Origin of the sequence: Schaalia dentiphila ATCC 17982, from assembly GCF_000154225.1 — a bacterium.
Lineage (GTDB): Bacteria > Actinomycetota > Actinomycetes > Actinomycetales > Actinomycetaceae > Pauljensenia > Pauljensenia dentiphila.
The window spans coordinates 255829-271905 of record NZ_DS264586.1; the positions used below are offsets into that span (position 1 = coordinate 255829).

12 protein-coding genes are annotated in these 16077 nt (G+C 67.0%); 6 read left to right on the top strand and 6 right to left on the bottom strand.

The genetic code is table 11. The features are described from left to right. Nucleotides 1-38: 38 nt before the first annotated feature. The 4 genes from pgi to ACTODO_RS01095 all read right to left on the bottom strand — a co-directional run bounded on the left by pgi (nucleotide 39) and on the right by ACTODO_RS01095 (nucleotide 6089). On the bottom strand, nucleotides 39-1718 hold the full coding sequence (gene pgi, locus ACTODO_RS01080; protein ID WP_003790399.1) for a glucose-6-phosphate isomerase: 1680 nt from the start codon (nucleotides 1716-1718) through the stop codon (nucleotides 39-41). Between the two features lie 152 nt (nucleotides 1719-1870). Beyond that, complete coding sequence (locus ACTODO_RS01085; RefSeq protein WP_003790402.1) at nucleotides 1871-4126, bottom strand: 6-phosphofructokinase; 2256 nt, start codon at nucleotides 4124-4126, stop codon at nucleotides 1871-1873. Between the two features lie 172 nt (nucleotides 4127-4298). Beyond that, entirely contained in the window at nucleotides 4299-5630 is a 1332-nt protein-coding gene (locus ACTODO_RS01090) for a dicarboxylate/amino acid:cation symporter (RefSeq protein WP_003790404.1), read from the bottom strand. Between the two features lie 168 nt (nucleotides 5631-5798). Then, entirely contained in the window at nucleotides 5799-6089 is a 291-nt protein-coding gene (locus ACTODO_RS01095; RefSeq protein ID WP_003790406.1) for a hypothetical protein, read from the bottom strand. Between the two features lie 175 nt (nucleotides 6090-6264). Between ACTODO_RS01095 and pta the strand changes: the two genes are divergently transcribed. The 3 genes from pta (at nucleotide 6265) to ACTODO_RS01110 (ending at nucleotide 9885) form a co-directional block, all read left to right on the top strand. Further along, nucleotides 6265-7743, top strand: a complete 1479-nt coding sequence (pta, locus tag ACTODO_RS01100; protein WP_003790407.1) for a phosphate acetyltransferase — start codon at nucleotides 6265-6267, stop codon at nucleotides 7741-7743. 98 nt (nucleotides 7744-7841) lie between these two features. After that, nucleotides 7842-9041 (top strand): acetate/propionate family kinase, encoded by a 1200-nt coding sequence (locus tag ACTODO_RS01105; protein ID WP_003790408.1) that lies wholly within the window; start codon nucleotides 7842-7844, stop codon nucleotides 9039-9041. A gap of 88 nt (nucleotides 9042-9129) precedes the next feature. Beyond that, nucleotides 9130-9885, top strand: coding sequence for an NAD-dependent protein deacylase (locus ACTODO_RS01110; RefSeq protein WP_003790410.1), 756 nt, complete (start codon nucleotides 9130-9132; stop codon nucleotides 9883-9885). A 24-nt stretch (nucleotides 9886-9909) separates the two neighbouring features. On the opposite strand, the gene ACTODO_RS01115 is transcribed toward ACTODO_RS01110, so the two are convergent. Continuing rightward, entirely contained in the window at nucleotides 9910-10815 is a 906-nt protein-coding gene (locus ACTODO_RS01115) for an NAD(+)/NADH kinase (RefSeq protein ID WP_003790413.1), read from the bottom strand. A gap of 2 nt (nucleotides 10816-10817) precedes the next feature. After that, on the bottom strand, nucleotides 10818-11828 hold the full coding sequence (locus ACTODO_RS01120) for an SPFH domain-containing protein (RefSeq protein ID WP_003790414.1): 1011 nt from the start codon (nucleotides 11826-11828) through the stop codon (nucleotides 10818-10820). Between the two features lie 104 nt (nucleotides 11829-11932). Here ACTODO_RS01120 and ACTODO_RS01125 point away from each other — a divergent pair, with 104 nt between their 5' ends. The 3 genes from ACTODO_RS01125 (at nucleotide 11933) to ACTODO_RS01135 (ending at nucleotide 16051) form a co-directional block, all read left to right on the top strand. Further along, nucleotides 11933-12688, top strand: a complete 756-nt coding sequence (locus ACTODO_RS01125; protein WP_003790416.1) for an NUDIX hydrolase — start codon at nucleotides 11933-11935, stop codon at nucleotides 12686-12688. 20 nt (nucleotides 12689-12708) lie between these two features. Next, the gene (locus ACTODO_RS01130) at nucleotides 12709-14790 is read left to right on the top strand and encodes an NAD(+) synthase (protein WP_003790418.1); all 2082 of its coding nucleotides are present in this window, start codon (nucleotides 12709-12711) and stop codon (nucleotides 14788-14790) included. A gap of 247 nt (nucleotides 14791-15037) precedes the next feature. Beyond that, nucleotides 15038-16051 carry a siderophore ABC transporter substrate-binding protein gene (locus ACTODO_RS01135; protein ID WP_003790420.1) on the top strand — a complete coding sequence of 338 codons (1014 nt, stop codon included), beginning with the start codon at nucleotides 15038-15040 and terminating at the stop codon, nucleotides 16049-16051. Nucleotides 16052-16077: the final 26 nt, after the last annotated feature.

Consider the following 16077-nt stretch of genomic DNA (forward strand, 5'->3'; position numbering starts at 1 on the left):
GCCTTGCGGCGCAGCCCCCGAGCACAGCTCAGATGAGACTACTTCGTGCGATTCTCGCGGTAGTACTCGATGAGAGCTCGAGTCGACTGATCCTGCGCATCCAGGGCCTCGGACGAGCCCTCGATTGCGGGCAGGATCTGCTTGGCCAGGACCTTGCCCAGCTCGACGCCCCACTGGTCGAAGGAGTCGATGCCCCACACGGCACCCTCAACGAAGGTGATGTGCTCGTACAGGGCGATCAGCTGGCCCAGGACCGAAGGGGTCAGGGACGGGGCCATGATCGACGTCGTGGGACGGTTGCCGGTGAACACGCGGGCGGAGACGATGGCCTCGGGCGTGCCCTCGGCGCGCACCTCCTCGCTGGTCTTACCGAAGGCCAACGCCTTGGTCTGGGCGAAGAAGTTCGACAGGAACAGCTCGTGCATGTCGGCATCACCATCGCCCAGCGCCCACGTCGGGTTCGCAAACGCGATGAAGTCGGCGGGGACCATGCGGGTGCCCTGGTGGATCAGCTGGTAGAAGGCGTGCTGGCCGTTGGTGCCGGGCTCGCCCCAGAAGACCTCGCCGGTCTCGTAGGTGACGGGGCTGCCGTCGCGGCGCACGGACTTGCCGTTGGACTCCATGGTCAGCTGCTGCAGGTACGCGGGGAAGCGGTGCAGGTACTGGGAGTAGGGCAGGACGGCGTGCGTGTCGGCGCCCAGGAAGTTCGAGTACCACACGTTGAGCAGGCCCATCAGCAGGGGCACGTTCTTCTCGGGCGCAGCCTCGGCGAAGTGGCGGTCCATCGCGTGAAAGCCGGCAAGGAAGTCAGCGAAGCCCTCGGGGCCAATCGCGACGGCCAGGGAGGTACCCACCGCGGAATCGACGGAGTAGCGGCCGCCTACCCAGCTCCAGAAGCCGAAGGCGTTGGCGGGGTCGATGCCGAACTCGGCGACCTTGTCCAGGGCGGTGGACACGGCGACGAAGTGCTTGGCGATGGCCTCCTTCTCGGAGGCCTCGTCGGTGACGATGCCGCGCTCACGCAGAGCATCGAGCAGCCAGGCGCGCACGACCTTGGCGTTCGTGATGGTCTCGAGCGTCGTGAAGGTCTTGGACGCGACGATCACGAGGGTCGTCTCGGGGTCCAGGTCCTTCGTGGTCTCGCCCGCGTCAGTGGGGTCGATGTTGGAGATGAAGCGGCACTCCAGGCCCTCCTGCACGTAGGGCTTGAGGGCCTCGTACGCCATGACGGGGCCCAGGTCGGAGCCGCCGATGCCGACGTTGACGACGGTCTTAACCGGCTTGCCGGTGATACCGACCCACTCGCCGGAGCGGACGCGGCGGGCGAAGGCGTAGACCTTCTCGAGGACCTCGTGCACGTCGGCGATGGCGTCCTGGCCGTCGACCGTCAGGGAGTCGGTCGCGGGGCGGCGCAGCGCGGTGTGCAGGACGGCGCGGTCCTCGGTGACGTTGATGTGCTCGCCCGCAAACATGCGGTCGCGCAGCTCGAGAACGCCGGTCTGCTCGGCGAGGGCGAGGAGGTGGCCCACCAGCGTGGGGCACACGAGGTTCTTCGACAGGTCGACGTGCAGGTCGGCAGCGTCGAAGGTGAAGGTCTGGGTGCGGTTGGGGTCGTCCGCGAACAGCTTGCGCAGGTCGGGATCGAAGTTGTCGGCCAGCTGGTCGAGCGTGTCCCACGCGGGGGTCATCGTCGGGTCGATCACGGGGATATCACTCATGGGGTCTCCTGACAGTAGAGATTGTTTCGCACTCTAGTTTAGCGGGGTCTGCTCCCCTGGTCACCCTCGTTTCTCGCTTCTGAAACGACGAGGCCGTGGCCCGCGAGTGCTCACGGAACCACGGCCTCGTACACCGTCAGAAGACCTGAGGTTCAGGCGACCGGGTCGTCGATCGGGATGGGGGTGGCCTCGATGCCCGGGTTCTGCAGCGACACGATGCGCTGGACGGGAACGAGGTTAAGCCACCACTGGTGGAACGGACGACGATTCACGAGGTCGAGGTCGTCGAACATGTTCTTCACCGGGCGCGCCTCGACGGCATTGCCGACCTGGCCGATGTAGTAGGCGCCGCGATCGCCGCGGTCGAACTGGTCCACGAGCTGCTCGAAGGCGCGCGCCACGAGGCGCGTGGCGAGCAGACGGTCGTACGGCGAGGGCGAGCCGCCCTGCTGCATGTGGCCGAGGGCCTGGTGGCGCACGTCGTAGATTCCCTCGGACTCGGCGTTGAACACGTCGGCCAGGAACTCGCGGTCGTAGTACCGGGAGGCCGACTCGTTGAGGAGTGTCAGGAACAGGCGTCGTCCGGACTTGAAGGAGGCGACCATCCGATCAGCGTCCGCGGCGATCTGCTCGAGGGAGGGGGACTCCTCGTTGATGTACATGTACTCAGCGCCGGTGGCCAGGGCACTCATGAGGGTCAAGTATCCGCAGCGCCGTCCCATCGTCTCGGCGATGAAGCAGCGCTTGGAGGCCGCCGCGCTCTCCTTGATGCGGTCGATGGCCCAGGTCGCGTTGTTGATCGCCGTGTCCGTGCCGATCGCGAGCTCGCAGCCGGGCAGGTTGTTGTCGATGGAGGCGGGGATGAGCAGGATCGGGATCTGGAATGCCGGATAGCGGTCCTTCTCCGAGGTGATCGCGTGGACGCCCAGGTAGGCGTTCATACCGCCGATGACGAGGAGGGCGTCGATCTCATTGCGTTCGATGGCGCGGCCCAGCGCGTAGAACTGCTCGACCGGCGGAATGTCGCGCTTCGTGCCGAGCTCGGCGCCGCCCTTGAAGGCCCAGCCTTCCACGTCGGACCAGCTCAGTTCACGCACGCGGTCGTCCGCGAGGCCGCTCCACGAGCCGTCGACGCCGAGCATCGTCCAGCCGCGCGCGATACCCAGGCGCACGGCCACGCGAGCCGCCGTGTTCATGCCGGGGGCCAGACCGCCCGCGTGCAGGATCGCGACGCGCTTGATCTCGCCCGTCGGCTCAGGGGTGAGCTGCGGGGGCGTGGACAGAATCTGGTTGATGCCCACCATCGACGAGAAGGACGAGCCGCGCGAGGCCTGGGCCGCCGCATAGTCGCCGGCCGCGATGAGGTCATTGACCGCGCGCGTGTCATGCACGGCCTTCATGAGGGGGATGCGGGTGATGCGGTTGCGACGCACACCCAGAATGACGGGTTCATCCTCAGCCGTGGACGCCAGGATCTCCTGGACGGCCGCGTAGCCCAGCAGCGTGGACATCCAACGGTCGTAGGCCGAGGGGGTGCCGCCGCGCTGCACGTGTCCGAGGATCGTCACGCGCGCGTCCTCGCCCGTGCGCTCCTGGATCGTGTCGGCGATCAGCTGAGTCGACAGCTCGTTGCCATCGCGGTCATGCGCGCCCTCAGCCACCAGGACGATGGACTCGCGGCGACCAGCCTCGCGGCCGAGGCGCAGGTGCTCCGCCAGCTCGTCCTGCCAACCCGGGCCCGCCGGATCCTCGGGCGTAAACACGTAGTCGGCGCCGCCCGCGACAGCCGCCATGAGGGGCAGGTAACCACAGTGGCGGCCCATGACCTCGACGACGAACGTGCGCTGGTGCGAGGCCGCCGTACTGGTCAGCTGGTCGATGGCGTCCAGGATGCGATGCAGCGCAGTGTCGGCGCCGATCGTCATATCCGTGCCCACCAAGTCGTTGTCGATCGAGCCGACGAGGCCAACGATGACGAGAGCCGGGTGCTCGGCGGCGGTCTCGGGCGAAATCACGCCCTCGGCAGCCAGCTCGGCGACGTGCTGAGCCCACTCGCCGCGGAACTCGTTCGTACCCGACAGGGAGCCGTCGCCACCGATCACGACGAGGTGATCGATGCCGTGCTCGAGCAGGTTCGCGGCCGCGCGGTGGCGGCCCTCGTACGTGCGGAAGTCAGCGCTTCGAGCCGTGCCGATCACCGTGCCGCCTTCGGCCAGGATCGAGGACACGTCCGACCACTCCATCTTCTTAATGGAATCGCCACCCACGCAGGCACCCTGCCAGCCTTCGTAGATCGCGTATGGCTGCGCGCCACGCGCCAGCGCCGTACGCACGACGGCTCGAACAGCCGCGTTCATTCCCTGGGCGTCACCGCCCGACGTGAGGACACCAATACGAACTGTGCTCATTTTTCTGCCATCTTTCGTTGACGGAGCGGGCCGTCAGGCCCAGTGTGCCTATCATTCCCTATTCTACGTGACCTGCGCCTCCGCTACTAGGGCCTTACTCCCATTTACCGAACAAACGACAAGCGCGCGCCCGCCGAAGCCGGCGGGCGCGCGCTCACACAGTCACTGGAGACTAGGCGACAGTTTCGCTGCTATTGCGGGCGGAAGACTCGGCCAGTTCCTCGGGGCTGACAACGCCCTCGACGGAGACGCGGTCCAGGTAGGCCATACCGTCAAACGCCAGCTCGCGAGCATTCTCCGGGTCGCCCTCGGTGCCGATCGAGCCGTGGGCCATGCGGTCCACAATGAGCGCGATCGCGCCGTCGCCCGTCACGTTGGTGGCGGTACCGAAGGAGTCCAGGGCGATGTAGGTGGCGATCATGAGCGCTACCTGGGCGTCGTTGAAGCCCAGCATGGAGCTCAGCAGGCCGGTGGCCGCCATGATGGCGCCGCCGGGCACGCCGGGGGCGGCGACCATGGTGATGCCCAGCATGAAGATGAAGCCGACCCACTGCAGGGAGCTCACCGTCAGGCCCTGGGTCAGGACGATAGCGAACGCGAAGGAGAAGATCTTCGAGGTCGAGCCAGCCAGGTGGATCGTCGCGCACAGCGGAATCGTGAAGGACGCGACCGCGTCGGACACGCCGTTCTTCTTCGTCTGACGCAGGGTCACCGGAATGGTGGCCGCGGACGAGGACGTGCCCAGAGCCGTCAGGTAGGCCGGCATCATCGTGAGGAGGGCCTTGAAGGGGTTACGACGCGCAACGAGGCCCGCGAAGCAGAACTGGGTCAGCAGGATGATGACCTCGAGGACCAGAACCACGATGACCACGCGCACCAGCGTCCGGATGACCGAAGCGGCCTCGCCCGTGTAGGTCAGGTTCAGGAAGATGCCGAAGATGTGCAGCGGCAGCAGCGGAATGATGATCGTCTCGATGAGACGGGTAATGATGGCGCGGAACTCGATGAAGCCCTTACGCAGCACGCCGCGTGGGACCATCGACAGGCCCAGGCCCACCACGAAGGACAGGAGCAGCGCCGTCATCACCTGCAGCGGCGCAGGCATCTCGATCGTGAAGTAGGACTCGAGGGCGCTGCCCGGCTCAGCCACATCCGCCAGCTGGGTGGAAGCGAGGAGGCGCGGGAACAGGGACGCGCACACCAGGTAGGTGAGGAAGCCCGAGAAGAGCGTCGACGCGTAGGCGATCGCCGTCGTGATGCCCAGCCACTTGCCCGCGCCTCGGCCCAGGTCCGCGATAGCGGGGGTCACGAGGCCGATGATGATCAGCGGGATAGAGAAGGACAGGAACTGGCTGAAGATCGCCGAGAAGGTCGCAAAAATACGGCCGATCTCGACGGGAACCAGGTGGTCGCCGCCAATACGGACGGATCCGAGGACGGTCGCGAGGATGATCGCAGCGATCACCCACACGAGGATTCCGGATTTACGCAGGAACTCGCGCATGTGTTTCACCTTGACAATTAGGGATGATGGGGCGCTCATAGCATGCACGAGCTTTACGAATTCTTGAAGCGATAACCAGGATTCGGGATAGATGCGGCAAAAATCACGGAAGAAATATCGTGCTCGCGCAGGCCTGCCACCGCTCGCAACACCACTGTTCCCAGGGGTTTAGCGCACCGCCAGGGTGGAGACGTAGGGGGCGAACCACCAAATAATCGCGGCGAGAATCACGTACACCGCGACATCCATCAGACGAGCTCGCGACGCAAACCAGGGCCGTCCCGGCGTCCACAAACGCAGAGCACCCATGCCAACGAGGACAGCGACCATGAGCAGGACCGCGCGATGGCGATGATCGCTCACGGCCAGCGCAATCACGCCGAGAACGCCGAGCGCACTCAGGGCAGCGCCAAGCCACGCACCCACTCGTGCGCGCGCGGTCTTTTCCTCCTCATTCACGCCCCTACCCTATCGCACGAGCGCTCGTCATCATGCGCGCGCTCATCTGCGTCCCACCAAGCCAACCACAGCCTCGTCTTTTCAAAAGAATAGGAATAAGGGGCATGCGGGTTTAGTATTGGTCCAAAGGTCCCTGAGACCCGCAACATATTTCTCGCATCAAAGGAGCATTCGAGTGTCCCGCTTTATTGTCGTCGCCCCCGGTTCGTCGGAGGCAGCCGCCCTCGCTACTGACGAGCTGGCCCGCGTTCTCGGCGTCGCCACCGTCGACGCCCTGGCCGGCACGACGGCTACCGACGCCGCCCTCCGTCCCGCCTCTGCTCTGCCCGCCGCGGTCGAAGCCGTCCGCGCCGTCGGCGACGACGCGCTCATCGCCCCCGCCCGTGAGGCCTCGAACCGCGCCTTCGACCACGTGGCCTGGAACCTGAACCTCGCCGCCTCCACCCGCGCCGGCGTCATCCTCGCCTTCGACGCCGAGGGCGCCAGCGCCGAGCTCCTCGCCGAAGAGATCGCCGCCGCCCGCCTGCGCGCCGAGGCTGCTGCCGCCTCCGTCGTCGCCGTCGTCCTGACCGGTGGCGCCCCCGCGGTCGAGGCCGACGTCCCCGTCCTGACCCTGCCGCTGGGCGACGAGGCCGCAGCCACCCTGCGCACCACCGCCGCCCCCACCGCAGTCACCCCGCTTGCCTTCCAGGCGGACCTCATCGAGCGCGCCCGCGCCGAACGCAAGCGCATCGTCCTGCCCGAGCCCGACGACGACCGCGTTCTGCAGGCCGCCGCCCAGGTCCTCGCCGCCGGCATCGCCGACATCACGTTCGTGGGCGACGCCGACTACGTCGCCAAGCGCGCCGGCGAGCTCGGCCTCGACCTGAGCGCCGCCCAGGTCATCTCCGTGAACGATCCCGCCTACCTCGAGCGTTACGCCGAGGAGTTCGCGCGCCTGCGCGCCAAGAAGGGCGTCACCCTTGAGCAGGCCCGCGAGAAGGTCACCGACGTGTCCTACTTCGGCACCATGATGGTCCACATGGGCGACGCCGACGGCATGGTCTCGGGCGCTGCCCACACGACCGCGCACACGATCGTCCCCTCCTTCCAGATCATCAAGACCGCCCCCGGCGTCTCCGTCGTCTCCTCCATCTTCCTCATGGCGATGAAGGATCGCGTATGGGCGTTCGGCGACTGCGCCGTCAACCCCAACCCCACCGCCGAGCAGCTGGCCGACATCGCCGTGACCTCCGCGCGCACCGCCGCCCAATTCGGCGTCACCCCGCGCGTCGCCATGCTCTCCTACTCGACCGGCACCTCCGGGTCCGGCCCGGACGTCGACGTCGTCGTCGAGGCCACCCGCCTCGCCCGCGAGAAGGCCCCCGAGCTGGCCATCGAAGGCCCCATCCAGTTCGATGCTGCCGTCGATGCGGCCGTCGCCGCCACCAAGCTGCCCGGCTCCGAGGTCGCCGGCAAGGCCACCGTCTTCGTCTTCCCCTCGCTGGAAGCCGGAAACATCGGCTACAAGGCGGTCCAGCGCTCCTCCGGCGCCGTCGCTGTCGGCCCCGTCCTGCAGGGCCTCAACAAGCCCGTCAACGACCTGTCGCGCGGCGCCCTCGTCGAAGACATCGTCAACACCGTCGCCCTGACCGCCGTCCAGGCCCAGGGCTGAACGGGACTGAGGTCCCGGGGTCCGGTTAGTATTGATGCGAACCGAGCCCCGGCCTCGTACTTTTTCTTTCCTATCCCCACAACACGAAAGGCGAACGCGTGTCCTCGTCCTCCGTCCTCGTCATTAACTCCGGCTCCTCCTCCATCAAGTACCAGCTTGTCGACCCCGAAACCGGCGACGCCATCGCCAAGGGCCTCGTCGAGCGCATCGGTGACCCCATGGGCCTCATCAAGCACGTCCACGGCGACGCCGTCACCGAAGAAGAGCTCCCAGTTCCCGACCACACCGTCGGCATGCGCGAGGTTCTGCGCCTCTTCGACACGGAGGGCCCGACCCTGGCCGAGGCCGGCATCGTCGCCGTCGGTCACCGCGTCGTTCAGGGCGGCCGCCACTTCGACGGCCCGGCCCTCATCACCAACGAGGTCCGCGACCTGATCGAAGAGCTGTGCCCGCTGGCTCCGCTGCACAACCCCGCCCACCTCAAGGGCATCGACGTGGCGCGCGAGCTCATGCCCGACGTCCCCCATGTCGCCGTCTTCGACACCGCGTTCTTCCAGCAGCTGCCCGCCCGCTCGGCCCTGTACGCCCTCGAGACCGAGACCGCCGAGAAGTACTCCGTGCGCCGCTACGGCGCCCACGGCACCTCCCACCAGTTCGTCTCCCATGAGATCGCGAAGCTGGAAGGCCGCGACGACCTCAAGCAGATCGTCATGCACCTGGGCAACGGCGCGTCCGTGTCCGCCGTCAAGAACGGCCACCCGATCGACACCTCCATGGGCCTGACCCCCCTCGAGGGCCTCATGATGGGCACCCGCACCGGCGACATCGACCCGGCCGTCGTGTTCCACCTGCAGCGCGTCGCCGGCATGAGCGTCGACGAGGTCGACACCCTCTTCAACAAGAAGTCCGGCATGAAGGGCATGACCGGCGAGTCCGACATGCGCTCCGTGTGGGAAATGATCCACAACGATGACGCCCCCGAGGTTCAGCAGCGCGCCCGTACCGCCATGGACGTGTACATCAACCGCCTGCTGAAGTACGTGGGTTCCTACACCGCCGAGCTGGGAGGCCTGGACGTCATCACCTTCACCGCCGGCATCGGCGAGAACGACCACGACGTGCGCCGCGAGCTGGCAGAGGCCCTCGCCCCCTTCGGCGTCAAGATCGACGTCGAGGCGAACAAGGTTCGCTCCGGCGAGCCGCGCGTCGTCTCCGCTCCCGACTCGACCGTGAAGATCTACGTCTTCCCGACCAACGAGGAGCTGGCGATCGCCCGCCAGGCGCTGACCTTCGCCTGATCGCTTCGCGTTGACGAGGCCGGGGTTCCCACGTGGGGCCCCGGCCTCGGGCGTATCCTGGGCGAGTAGCCACCTCGAGGAGGGCCTCATGAACAGCGATGTTTCAACCTTGGCGGCTTGGATCGCCGCATCACCATCGACCGTGTTTTTCGGCGGGGCGGGCGTGTCCACCGAGTCTGGTATCCCGGACTTTCGTGGGGCGAACGGCTTCTACTTTCAGGAGCGCGAGATTCCCCTCGAGACGGTCCTGAGTATCGACTTCTTTGAGCGGCACCCGCAGGCCTACTGGGAGTGGTTCCACGAGATCTACCGTCCGGTGGAGCCCAACGGCGCGCACAGGGCACTGGCGTCTCTGGAGGCCGCGGGGCGCCTGGACGCGGTCATCACGCAGAACATCGATGGCCTGCACCAGCGGGCCGGGTCGCGCGCCGTGTGGGAGCTGCACGGCAATTGGGAGCGGCTCGTGTGCACGAGCTGTGGGGCCGTCGCATCACTAGGCGATTCCGTCAGGGTTGATGGGGATCCCGTGCCCGCGTGCCCCTCGTGTGCCTCGCAGATGCGCCCCGACATCGTTATGTACGGTGAGTCCCTCGACCAGGGCGTCATCGAGGCTGCCGTGTCCGCCATCTCGCGGGCATCCACGCTGATCGTGGCGGGCACGTCCCTCGTGGTCTACCCGGCGGCGGGCCTCATCAACTATTTCTCCGGGGATCACCTGGTGCTGTTGAACGCCACCCCAACCTCGGCCGACGCCCACGCCGACCTGATCATCCGCGAGCCAGTGGGCGCGACCCTCGACCGCGTCATGGACGAGCTGCGCGCACGGGGTGTTCTGCCTGCGTAGGCGTTGGCGCACGAACCCGCAGGCTCAGCCCTCCCCCAGCCCGGCGGGGTCGACGAGGGACAGGGCGCGCGGGGCGCGCGAAATCCGCACGCTTTGGCCCCACGTGAGGGTCAAGCGGTCGGACTCCATGCCATCGCCGAACAGCACGAGGGATTCGGAGGCAACGACGAGGCCGAGGTCTTCGCCCTCATCCAGGATGCCCTCGGTGTACTCGACGCCGGTGAAGGGTGAGGGCCACGCCTCGCGCACGAACCACGCGAGCGAGCGCGAGGTCGGCGCGGGCAACTCCCCCATGTGGCGTCCGCGTTTGAGGGAGGCTCCCCACCCGGTCGCCCCGGTCCCCGTTGAGATGACAAGCCCGGAGGAGGACTGGCGCTCGACGACGGACCCGGCCCGCAGCTCGTAGCGGGCGCTCTGGTGGCTCGGATGCCCGATGAAGACCTCGTTGAGGGCCCGCAGCGATCGCGAGTCGTCAACGCTCGCCTGCACCATCGTGAGGTGATCGACGCGCAGGTCGGCGCCCTCGTCGAGGCGGCGCAGCGCGCAGATGCCCTCCTCGGGCGCACAGCGAACGAGCACACCGGCCTGAGACTCGGGAACCGAGTTGATCCCAACGACGACCTGGGTGTCGACGTACTTGGCGACGTTGGCCACGAGACCGTCGGGTCCCACGACGACGATGACGTCCTCGGGGGCAAAGAGGAAGCGCGACAGGGAATCGCGCTCGACGTCGGCGCTCGCCCACCCGTCCGGTATTCCTACCCGCACGCGAGCCAGGGCGGCCACGTGAGACTCGTGCGCACGCTCGACGGACTCAAGGGTGCGCCCGCGGCTGCGCAGGACGAATTCGACCTGGCCGCGCGTGGAGTAGCGGTCCATGAGCTCGTCGAACTCGGTGGGGCGTCGGACGATGACGGCGCGGCGGCGCATAACTACTGTCCCGCCTTTGCGGAGCCGGTGAAGGCAGCGACAAGATCGCTGAGCACATCGGCGGTGATGGTGATGTTCCCGAAGGACGGCATGTTCTTCGCCATTTCCTTCAGCGCGAGGGCACGCGCCACCTCGGGCCCAGCCTGCGCGAGCGCCTGGATGTAGGCGGCGTCGTTGGCGATGCGGGCGCGGCCCGCGGTGTTCCAGTCGACCTCGTACGCCTTAGCTTTTTCAGTGATACGGCGCGCTTCCGCTTCGACCTCAATAGCGTCTGCGGCCGCCTTCTCTTCGGCTTCGCGCCTGGCGTTATGACCTTCCTGATCGACGAGGTCGGCACGCTTGCGGGCCAGATCCAGCTTGGATTGCATCTCGTTTTCGGAGATCTGGGACTCGCGCTCGACCGCGAGCGCCCGGCGCTCGTAGAGGGCGCGGTCGGCCTCGGCCTGGAGTTGCTCGAGGAGCGGGGCGCGCAGGGAGGATTCGACCCCTTCGTCCGGGCGCAGGCTCAGCAGGCGCGCGTCGACGACGGCAACGCCGGTGGCGCGCAGCTGATGATCGTCCGCGAAGGCTTGGGTCAGCACGCGTCCGACCCGTTCGAGGGATCCGGAAATGGCGTCGGTCAGCGTCATCTCGCCGATTGCCGAGGCCAGGGCGGAGAAGGCGATGCGGGTGACGGTTTCGTCGATCTGCCACAGCCCCTGGGCATCTGCTCCCGCTTCGCGCGGATAGAGCCCGAAGTCGTAGTGTGCTGCGGCGGCTTCTGCGTCCTCGATGTGGTAGGTGATGGCAACCTGCGCGTTGATGTTCTGCTGATCCGCGGTGGTCGCCTGCACGAGGAAGCTGTGGGCGCGGTTGGCGGTGGGGACCTCGGCGAGCGCGCAGCGGCCGGCTCGCAGCCAGAAGGACTGGCCGACGCCGGATCGGATCGTGCGTCCGGCGCGGATCTGGACGACGTGATCGCCGGCGCCGCCCTGGTAGCGGATGAGGAAGGGGTGGTGGCGAAGGGTTCCCATGATGACTCCTTGGTTGGGTGGTGAACCACTTGTTTATGTCAGGATGACGATAACCCCTCACTGCATTTAATGTCAACTCGACACAAATAGGCTAGGCTTGCACCATGACTTCACCCCTGACCATTCCCGTCGCGGTCGACATCGTCGCCCTGACGGTCATCGACCACACGCTCCACGCGCTCGTCGTGCGGCGCGGTATTGAGCCTTTCAAGGATCACTTGGCACTCCCCGGCGGCTTTCTGCGCGAGAGCGAGCAGACCGAGGAGGCGGCAGCGCGCGAACTCGAGGAGGAAACCGGCATTACTCCGCCAGGACATCTCGAACAGCTGCGTTCCTACGGACCGGAAGGCCGCGACCCGCGCGGGCCCGTTCTCTCCGTCGCCTACCTCCTCCTCGCCCCCTCGTTCTCACCAACCCGCTCGGGCGGCGACGCCGCGGGAGCCCTCTGGCACCCCGTCGACGCCCTCCTTGCGCCCACCTCGCCCCTCGCCTTCGATCACGCGGAAATCCTCGCAGACGGAGTAGAGCGCGCCCGCTCCAAGATCGAATACTCACCCCTGGCCACGTCCTTCTGCGGCCCCGAGTTCACGATCACGCAGCTGCGCACCACGTACGAAGCCATCTGGGGATCGGCGCTCGACCCGCGCAACTTCCACCGCAAAGCAACAAAAACCGCGTCATTCATCGAACCAACGGGTGGCACGGTGCGCGAGGGTGCCGGGCGCCCGGCCGCCCTCTACCGACTCGTCCGGGGCGTCGATGCTACGGCCTTCGTCCTCGACCCGCCCCTACGCCGCCCACCCGCCCCAGCCCCGGCCTCGTCGATGAAGAGCGCGAGCGCGCCGAGTGCGCAAGAATAGCCCAGTACCGAAGGAGAACCATGAACTTCCATTCCCTCTACGATCAGGGCTTTGCGCGCGTTGCCGCCGTGACCCTGCCCGTGCACCCCGCCCGCCCGTTCGAGAACGCGCGCGAGATCATCGACGCCGCCCGCGAGCTTGATGCGCGCGGCGTCGCGATGGGCGTATTCCCCGAACTGTGCGTCTCCGGCTACGCCATCGACGATCTTTTCCTGCAGGACGCGCTGCTCGATAACGTCGAGAAGGCCCTCGCGCAGATCGTTGAGGCCAGCGCCGACCTGCTGCCCCTCCTCGTCGTGGGCGCGCCCCTGCGCAAGGACAACGCACTGTACAACTGCGCCGTCGCCATCCACCGCGGCCGCGTGCTGGCGATCGTCCCCAAGTCCCACCTACCCAACTACCGCGAGTTCTACGAGAAGCGCCACTTCGTCACCATGCCCCCGCGCGCATGCGAGCGCATCGAGGTGCCGTGGGGCGGCATCGAGGAGTTTTCCGGTGGCCCCGTGTGGGTTCCCTTCGGCCAGGTCCTCCTGTCCGCCGACGACGTGCCCGGCCTGACCATCGGCATCGAGATCTGCGAGGACATGTGGGTGCCCGTCACCCCGGCCACCGAGCTTGCGCTCGCGGGCGCGACCGTCCTCGCGAACCTGTCGGCCTCCCCCATCACCGTGGGACGCGGCGCCGACCGCGAGCTCATGGTGCGCTCGGTGTCCGCGCGCTGCTCGGCGGCCTACGTGTACACGGCGGCCGGCATGGGCGAGTCCAGCACGGACCTCGCCTGGGACGGCGAGGCCATGATTTACGAGGCCGGGGACCGCCTGGCCATCGGCGAGCGTTTCCAGGAGGGTGCGCACATCACGATCGCCGACGTGGACCTGGAGCGACTGCGCACCGAGCGCAAGCGCCAGAACTCGTTCACGGACAACGCTCAGCGCTACTTCGCGGGCGACGAGCGCATGGCCCCGCAGGAGGTCGAGTTCACGCTCGATCCGCCGCGCACCAACCTGGGTCTGGAGCGCCCTGTCAACCGCTTCCCCTTTGTCCCCAACGACCCGACGCGCTTGGAGCAGGACTGCTACGAGGCCTACAACATTCAGGTGGCCGGCCTGGTCCAGCGCCTGCGCGCGATCGGTAACCCCAAGATCGTCATCGGTGTCTCGGGTGGCCTGGATTCGACGCACGCACTGGTCGTGGCCTCCCGCGCGATGGATCTGCTTGGCCGCCCGCGCACGGACATCCTGTGCTACACGCTGCCCGGCTTTGCGACCTCCGAGCGAACGAAGAAGAACGCGACCCTGCTGTGCCAGTACCTCGGCACGTCTTTCCAGGAGATCGACATCCGTCCGGCTGCCACGCAGATGCTGGCCGACATCGGTCACCCCTACGGCGAGGGTGAGGCCACCTACGACGTGACCTTCGAGAACGTTCAGGCGGGCCTGCGCACCGACTACCTGTTCCGCCTGGCCAACCACCTGGGCGGCATCGTGCTGGGCACGGGGGACCTGTCCGAGCTGGCGCTGGGCTGGTGCACGTACGGCGTGGGCGACCAGATGAGCCACTACGCGGTGAACACGGGCGTGCCGAAGACCCTCATGCAGCACCTGATCCGCTGGGTTGTGGCCTCCAAGCAGTTCGACGACCACGTCGGCGAGGTGCTCCTGTCGATCCTCCACACGGAGATCTCCCCCGAGCTGGTTCCCGCCAAGCCGGGCGAGAAGATGCAGTCCACACAGGACAAGATCGGCCCCTACAACCTGCAAGACTTCACGCTCTACCACGTGCTGCGTCGCGGAGCGCGCCCCTCGAAGATCGCGTTCCTGGCGGAGAAGGCCTGGTCGGATGCCTCGGTTGGCTCCTGGCCGGTCGGCTTCCCCGAGGAGGACAAGGTTGCGTATTCGCTTGAGGAGATCGTCAAGTGGGAGCGCCTGTTCCTGTGGCGTTTCTTCAGCCAACAGTTCAAGCGCAGCGCGCTGCCCAACGGCCCGAAGGTCATGGCCGGCGGCTCCCTATCCCCCCGCGGGGATTGGCGCATGCCCTCGGACGTGTCGGGCGCGGATTGGGTCGCAGAGCTCGACGAGGCCGTGAAGGGCCTGGTCGACTGACCTGACGTTTCGCTCGGGAACCCGAGCTGTTCTCTGAGGGGCGGTGCTCATTCGAGCACCGCCCCTTGGCATACTCGTAGCAATCACTTCCTGGCCTCACCAGACCGCACACCACCCGCACCTCCCCTCGAAACTATGGGCGCATTCACACGCACGGAGCTCAAAACATCTGTAAGGTTAGTTTGGCAATTAGGTAAGCCTCGCTTATCCTATTTCAGCCCCTACACAGCTAACTCACGGAGAAGTAATGTCCCGCACGACCACCTCGCTGGCCGCTCTCGCCGCCGTCGCCGCCCTCGGCCTAGCCGCCTGCTCCTCGGGAGCAGCCCCCACCTCGTCCCAGTCCCCCGCCGCCTCGAGCGAGACCACGCAGGCCACCCAGCCCTCGTCCGTGACGGTCGAGGCGAACGACGGCCCGGTGGAGATCAAGCTGCCCGTCACCCGCGCCGCTTCCCTCGACAACCGCACCTTCGAGGTGCTCCAGCAGTGGGACGTGCAGCTTGTCGCCGCCCCGAAGAAGCTGCTCCCCTCGACCGTCACCGCCTTCCGTGGCGATGAGGTTGCCGACGTGGGCATGCACCGCGACCCCAACTTGGAGGCCCTGGTCGCCGCCGAACCCGACCTCATCATCTCCGGTCAGCGCTTCTCCAAGTTCGACGCGCAGATCAAGGAGCTGGCGCCCGACGTCCCGCTCATCAACCTGGAGCCGCGCGATGGCAAGCCCTTCAATGAGGAGCTCATCCGCGAGGTCACCGAGCTCGGCGAGATCTTCGGCAAGCAGGACGAGGCCAAGAAGCTCGTCGACGACTTCAACGCCTCGATCGAGCGCGCGAAGAAGGCCTACGACGGCTCCTCGACCGTCATGGCGGTTGACGTCTCCGGAGGCAACATCGGCTACGTGGCACCCGGCAAGGGTCGCACGTGGGGCCCGGTCTTCGACCTGCTCGGCCTGAAGCCCGCCCTTGAGGTCGAGGGTTCGACCGACTCGCACACCGGCGACGACATCTCCGTCGAGGCCATCGCCGAGGCCAACCCGGCGTGGATCTTCGTCCTCGACCGCGACGCCGCCATCACCAAGGACGGCTCGAACACCCCGGCCGAGACTGTCATCAACGGTAACGCTGCGCTGCAGAACGTCGCCGCGCTACAGAACAAGCACGTCGTGTACGCGCCCAACGACACGTACACCAACGAGTCCATCATCACCTACACGGAGATCTTCAACTCCATCGCGGACGCCTTCGAAGCCGCGAAGAAGTGACCCTCTGACACCTTGCGGGGTGCCGC

Excerpts from the sequence above, each read along its gene's own strand:
- pgi (WP_003790399.1), bottom strand. The coding sequence starts at position 1,718 with ATGAGTGATATCCCCGTGATCGACCCGACGATGACCCCCGCGTGGGAC.
- ACTODO_RS01085 (WP_003790402.1), bottom strand. The coding sequence starts at position 4,126 with ATGAGCACAGTTCGTATTGGTGTCCTCACGTCGGGCGGTGACGCCCAG.
- ACTODO_RS01090 (WP_003790404.1), bottom strand. The coding sequence starts at position 5,630 with ATGCGCGAGTTCCTGCGTAAATCCGGAATCCTCGTGTGGGTGATCGCT.
- ACTODO_RS01110 (WP_003790410.1), top strand. The coding sequence starts at position 9,130 with ATGAACAGCGATGTTTCAACCTTGGCGGCTTGGATCGCCGCATCACCA.
- ACTODO_RS01115 (WP_003790413.1), bottom strand. The coding sequence starts at position 10,815 with ATGCGCCGCCGCGCCGTCATCGTCCGACGCCCCACCGAGTTCGACGAG.
- ACTODO_RS01120 (WP_003790414.1), bottom strand. The coding sequence starts at position 11,828 with ATGGGAACCCTTCGCCACCACCCCTTCCTCATCCGCTACCAGGGCGGC.
- ACTODO_RS01125 (WP_003790416.1), top strand. The coding sequence starts at position 11,933 with ATGACTTCACCCCTGACCATTCCCGTCGCGGTCGACATCGTCGCCCTG.
- ACTODO_RS01130 (WP_003790418.1), top strand. The coding sequence starts at position 12,709 with ATGAACTTCCATTCCCTCTACGATCAGGGCTTTGCGCGCGTTGCCGCC.
- ACTODO_RS01135 (WP_003790420.1), top strand. The coding sequence starts at position 15,038 with ATGTCCCGCACGACCACCTCGCTGGCCGCTCTCGCCGCCGTCGCCGCC.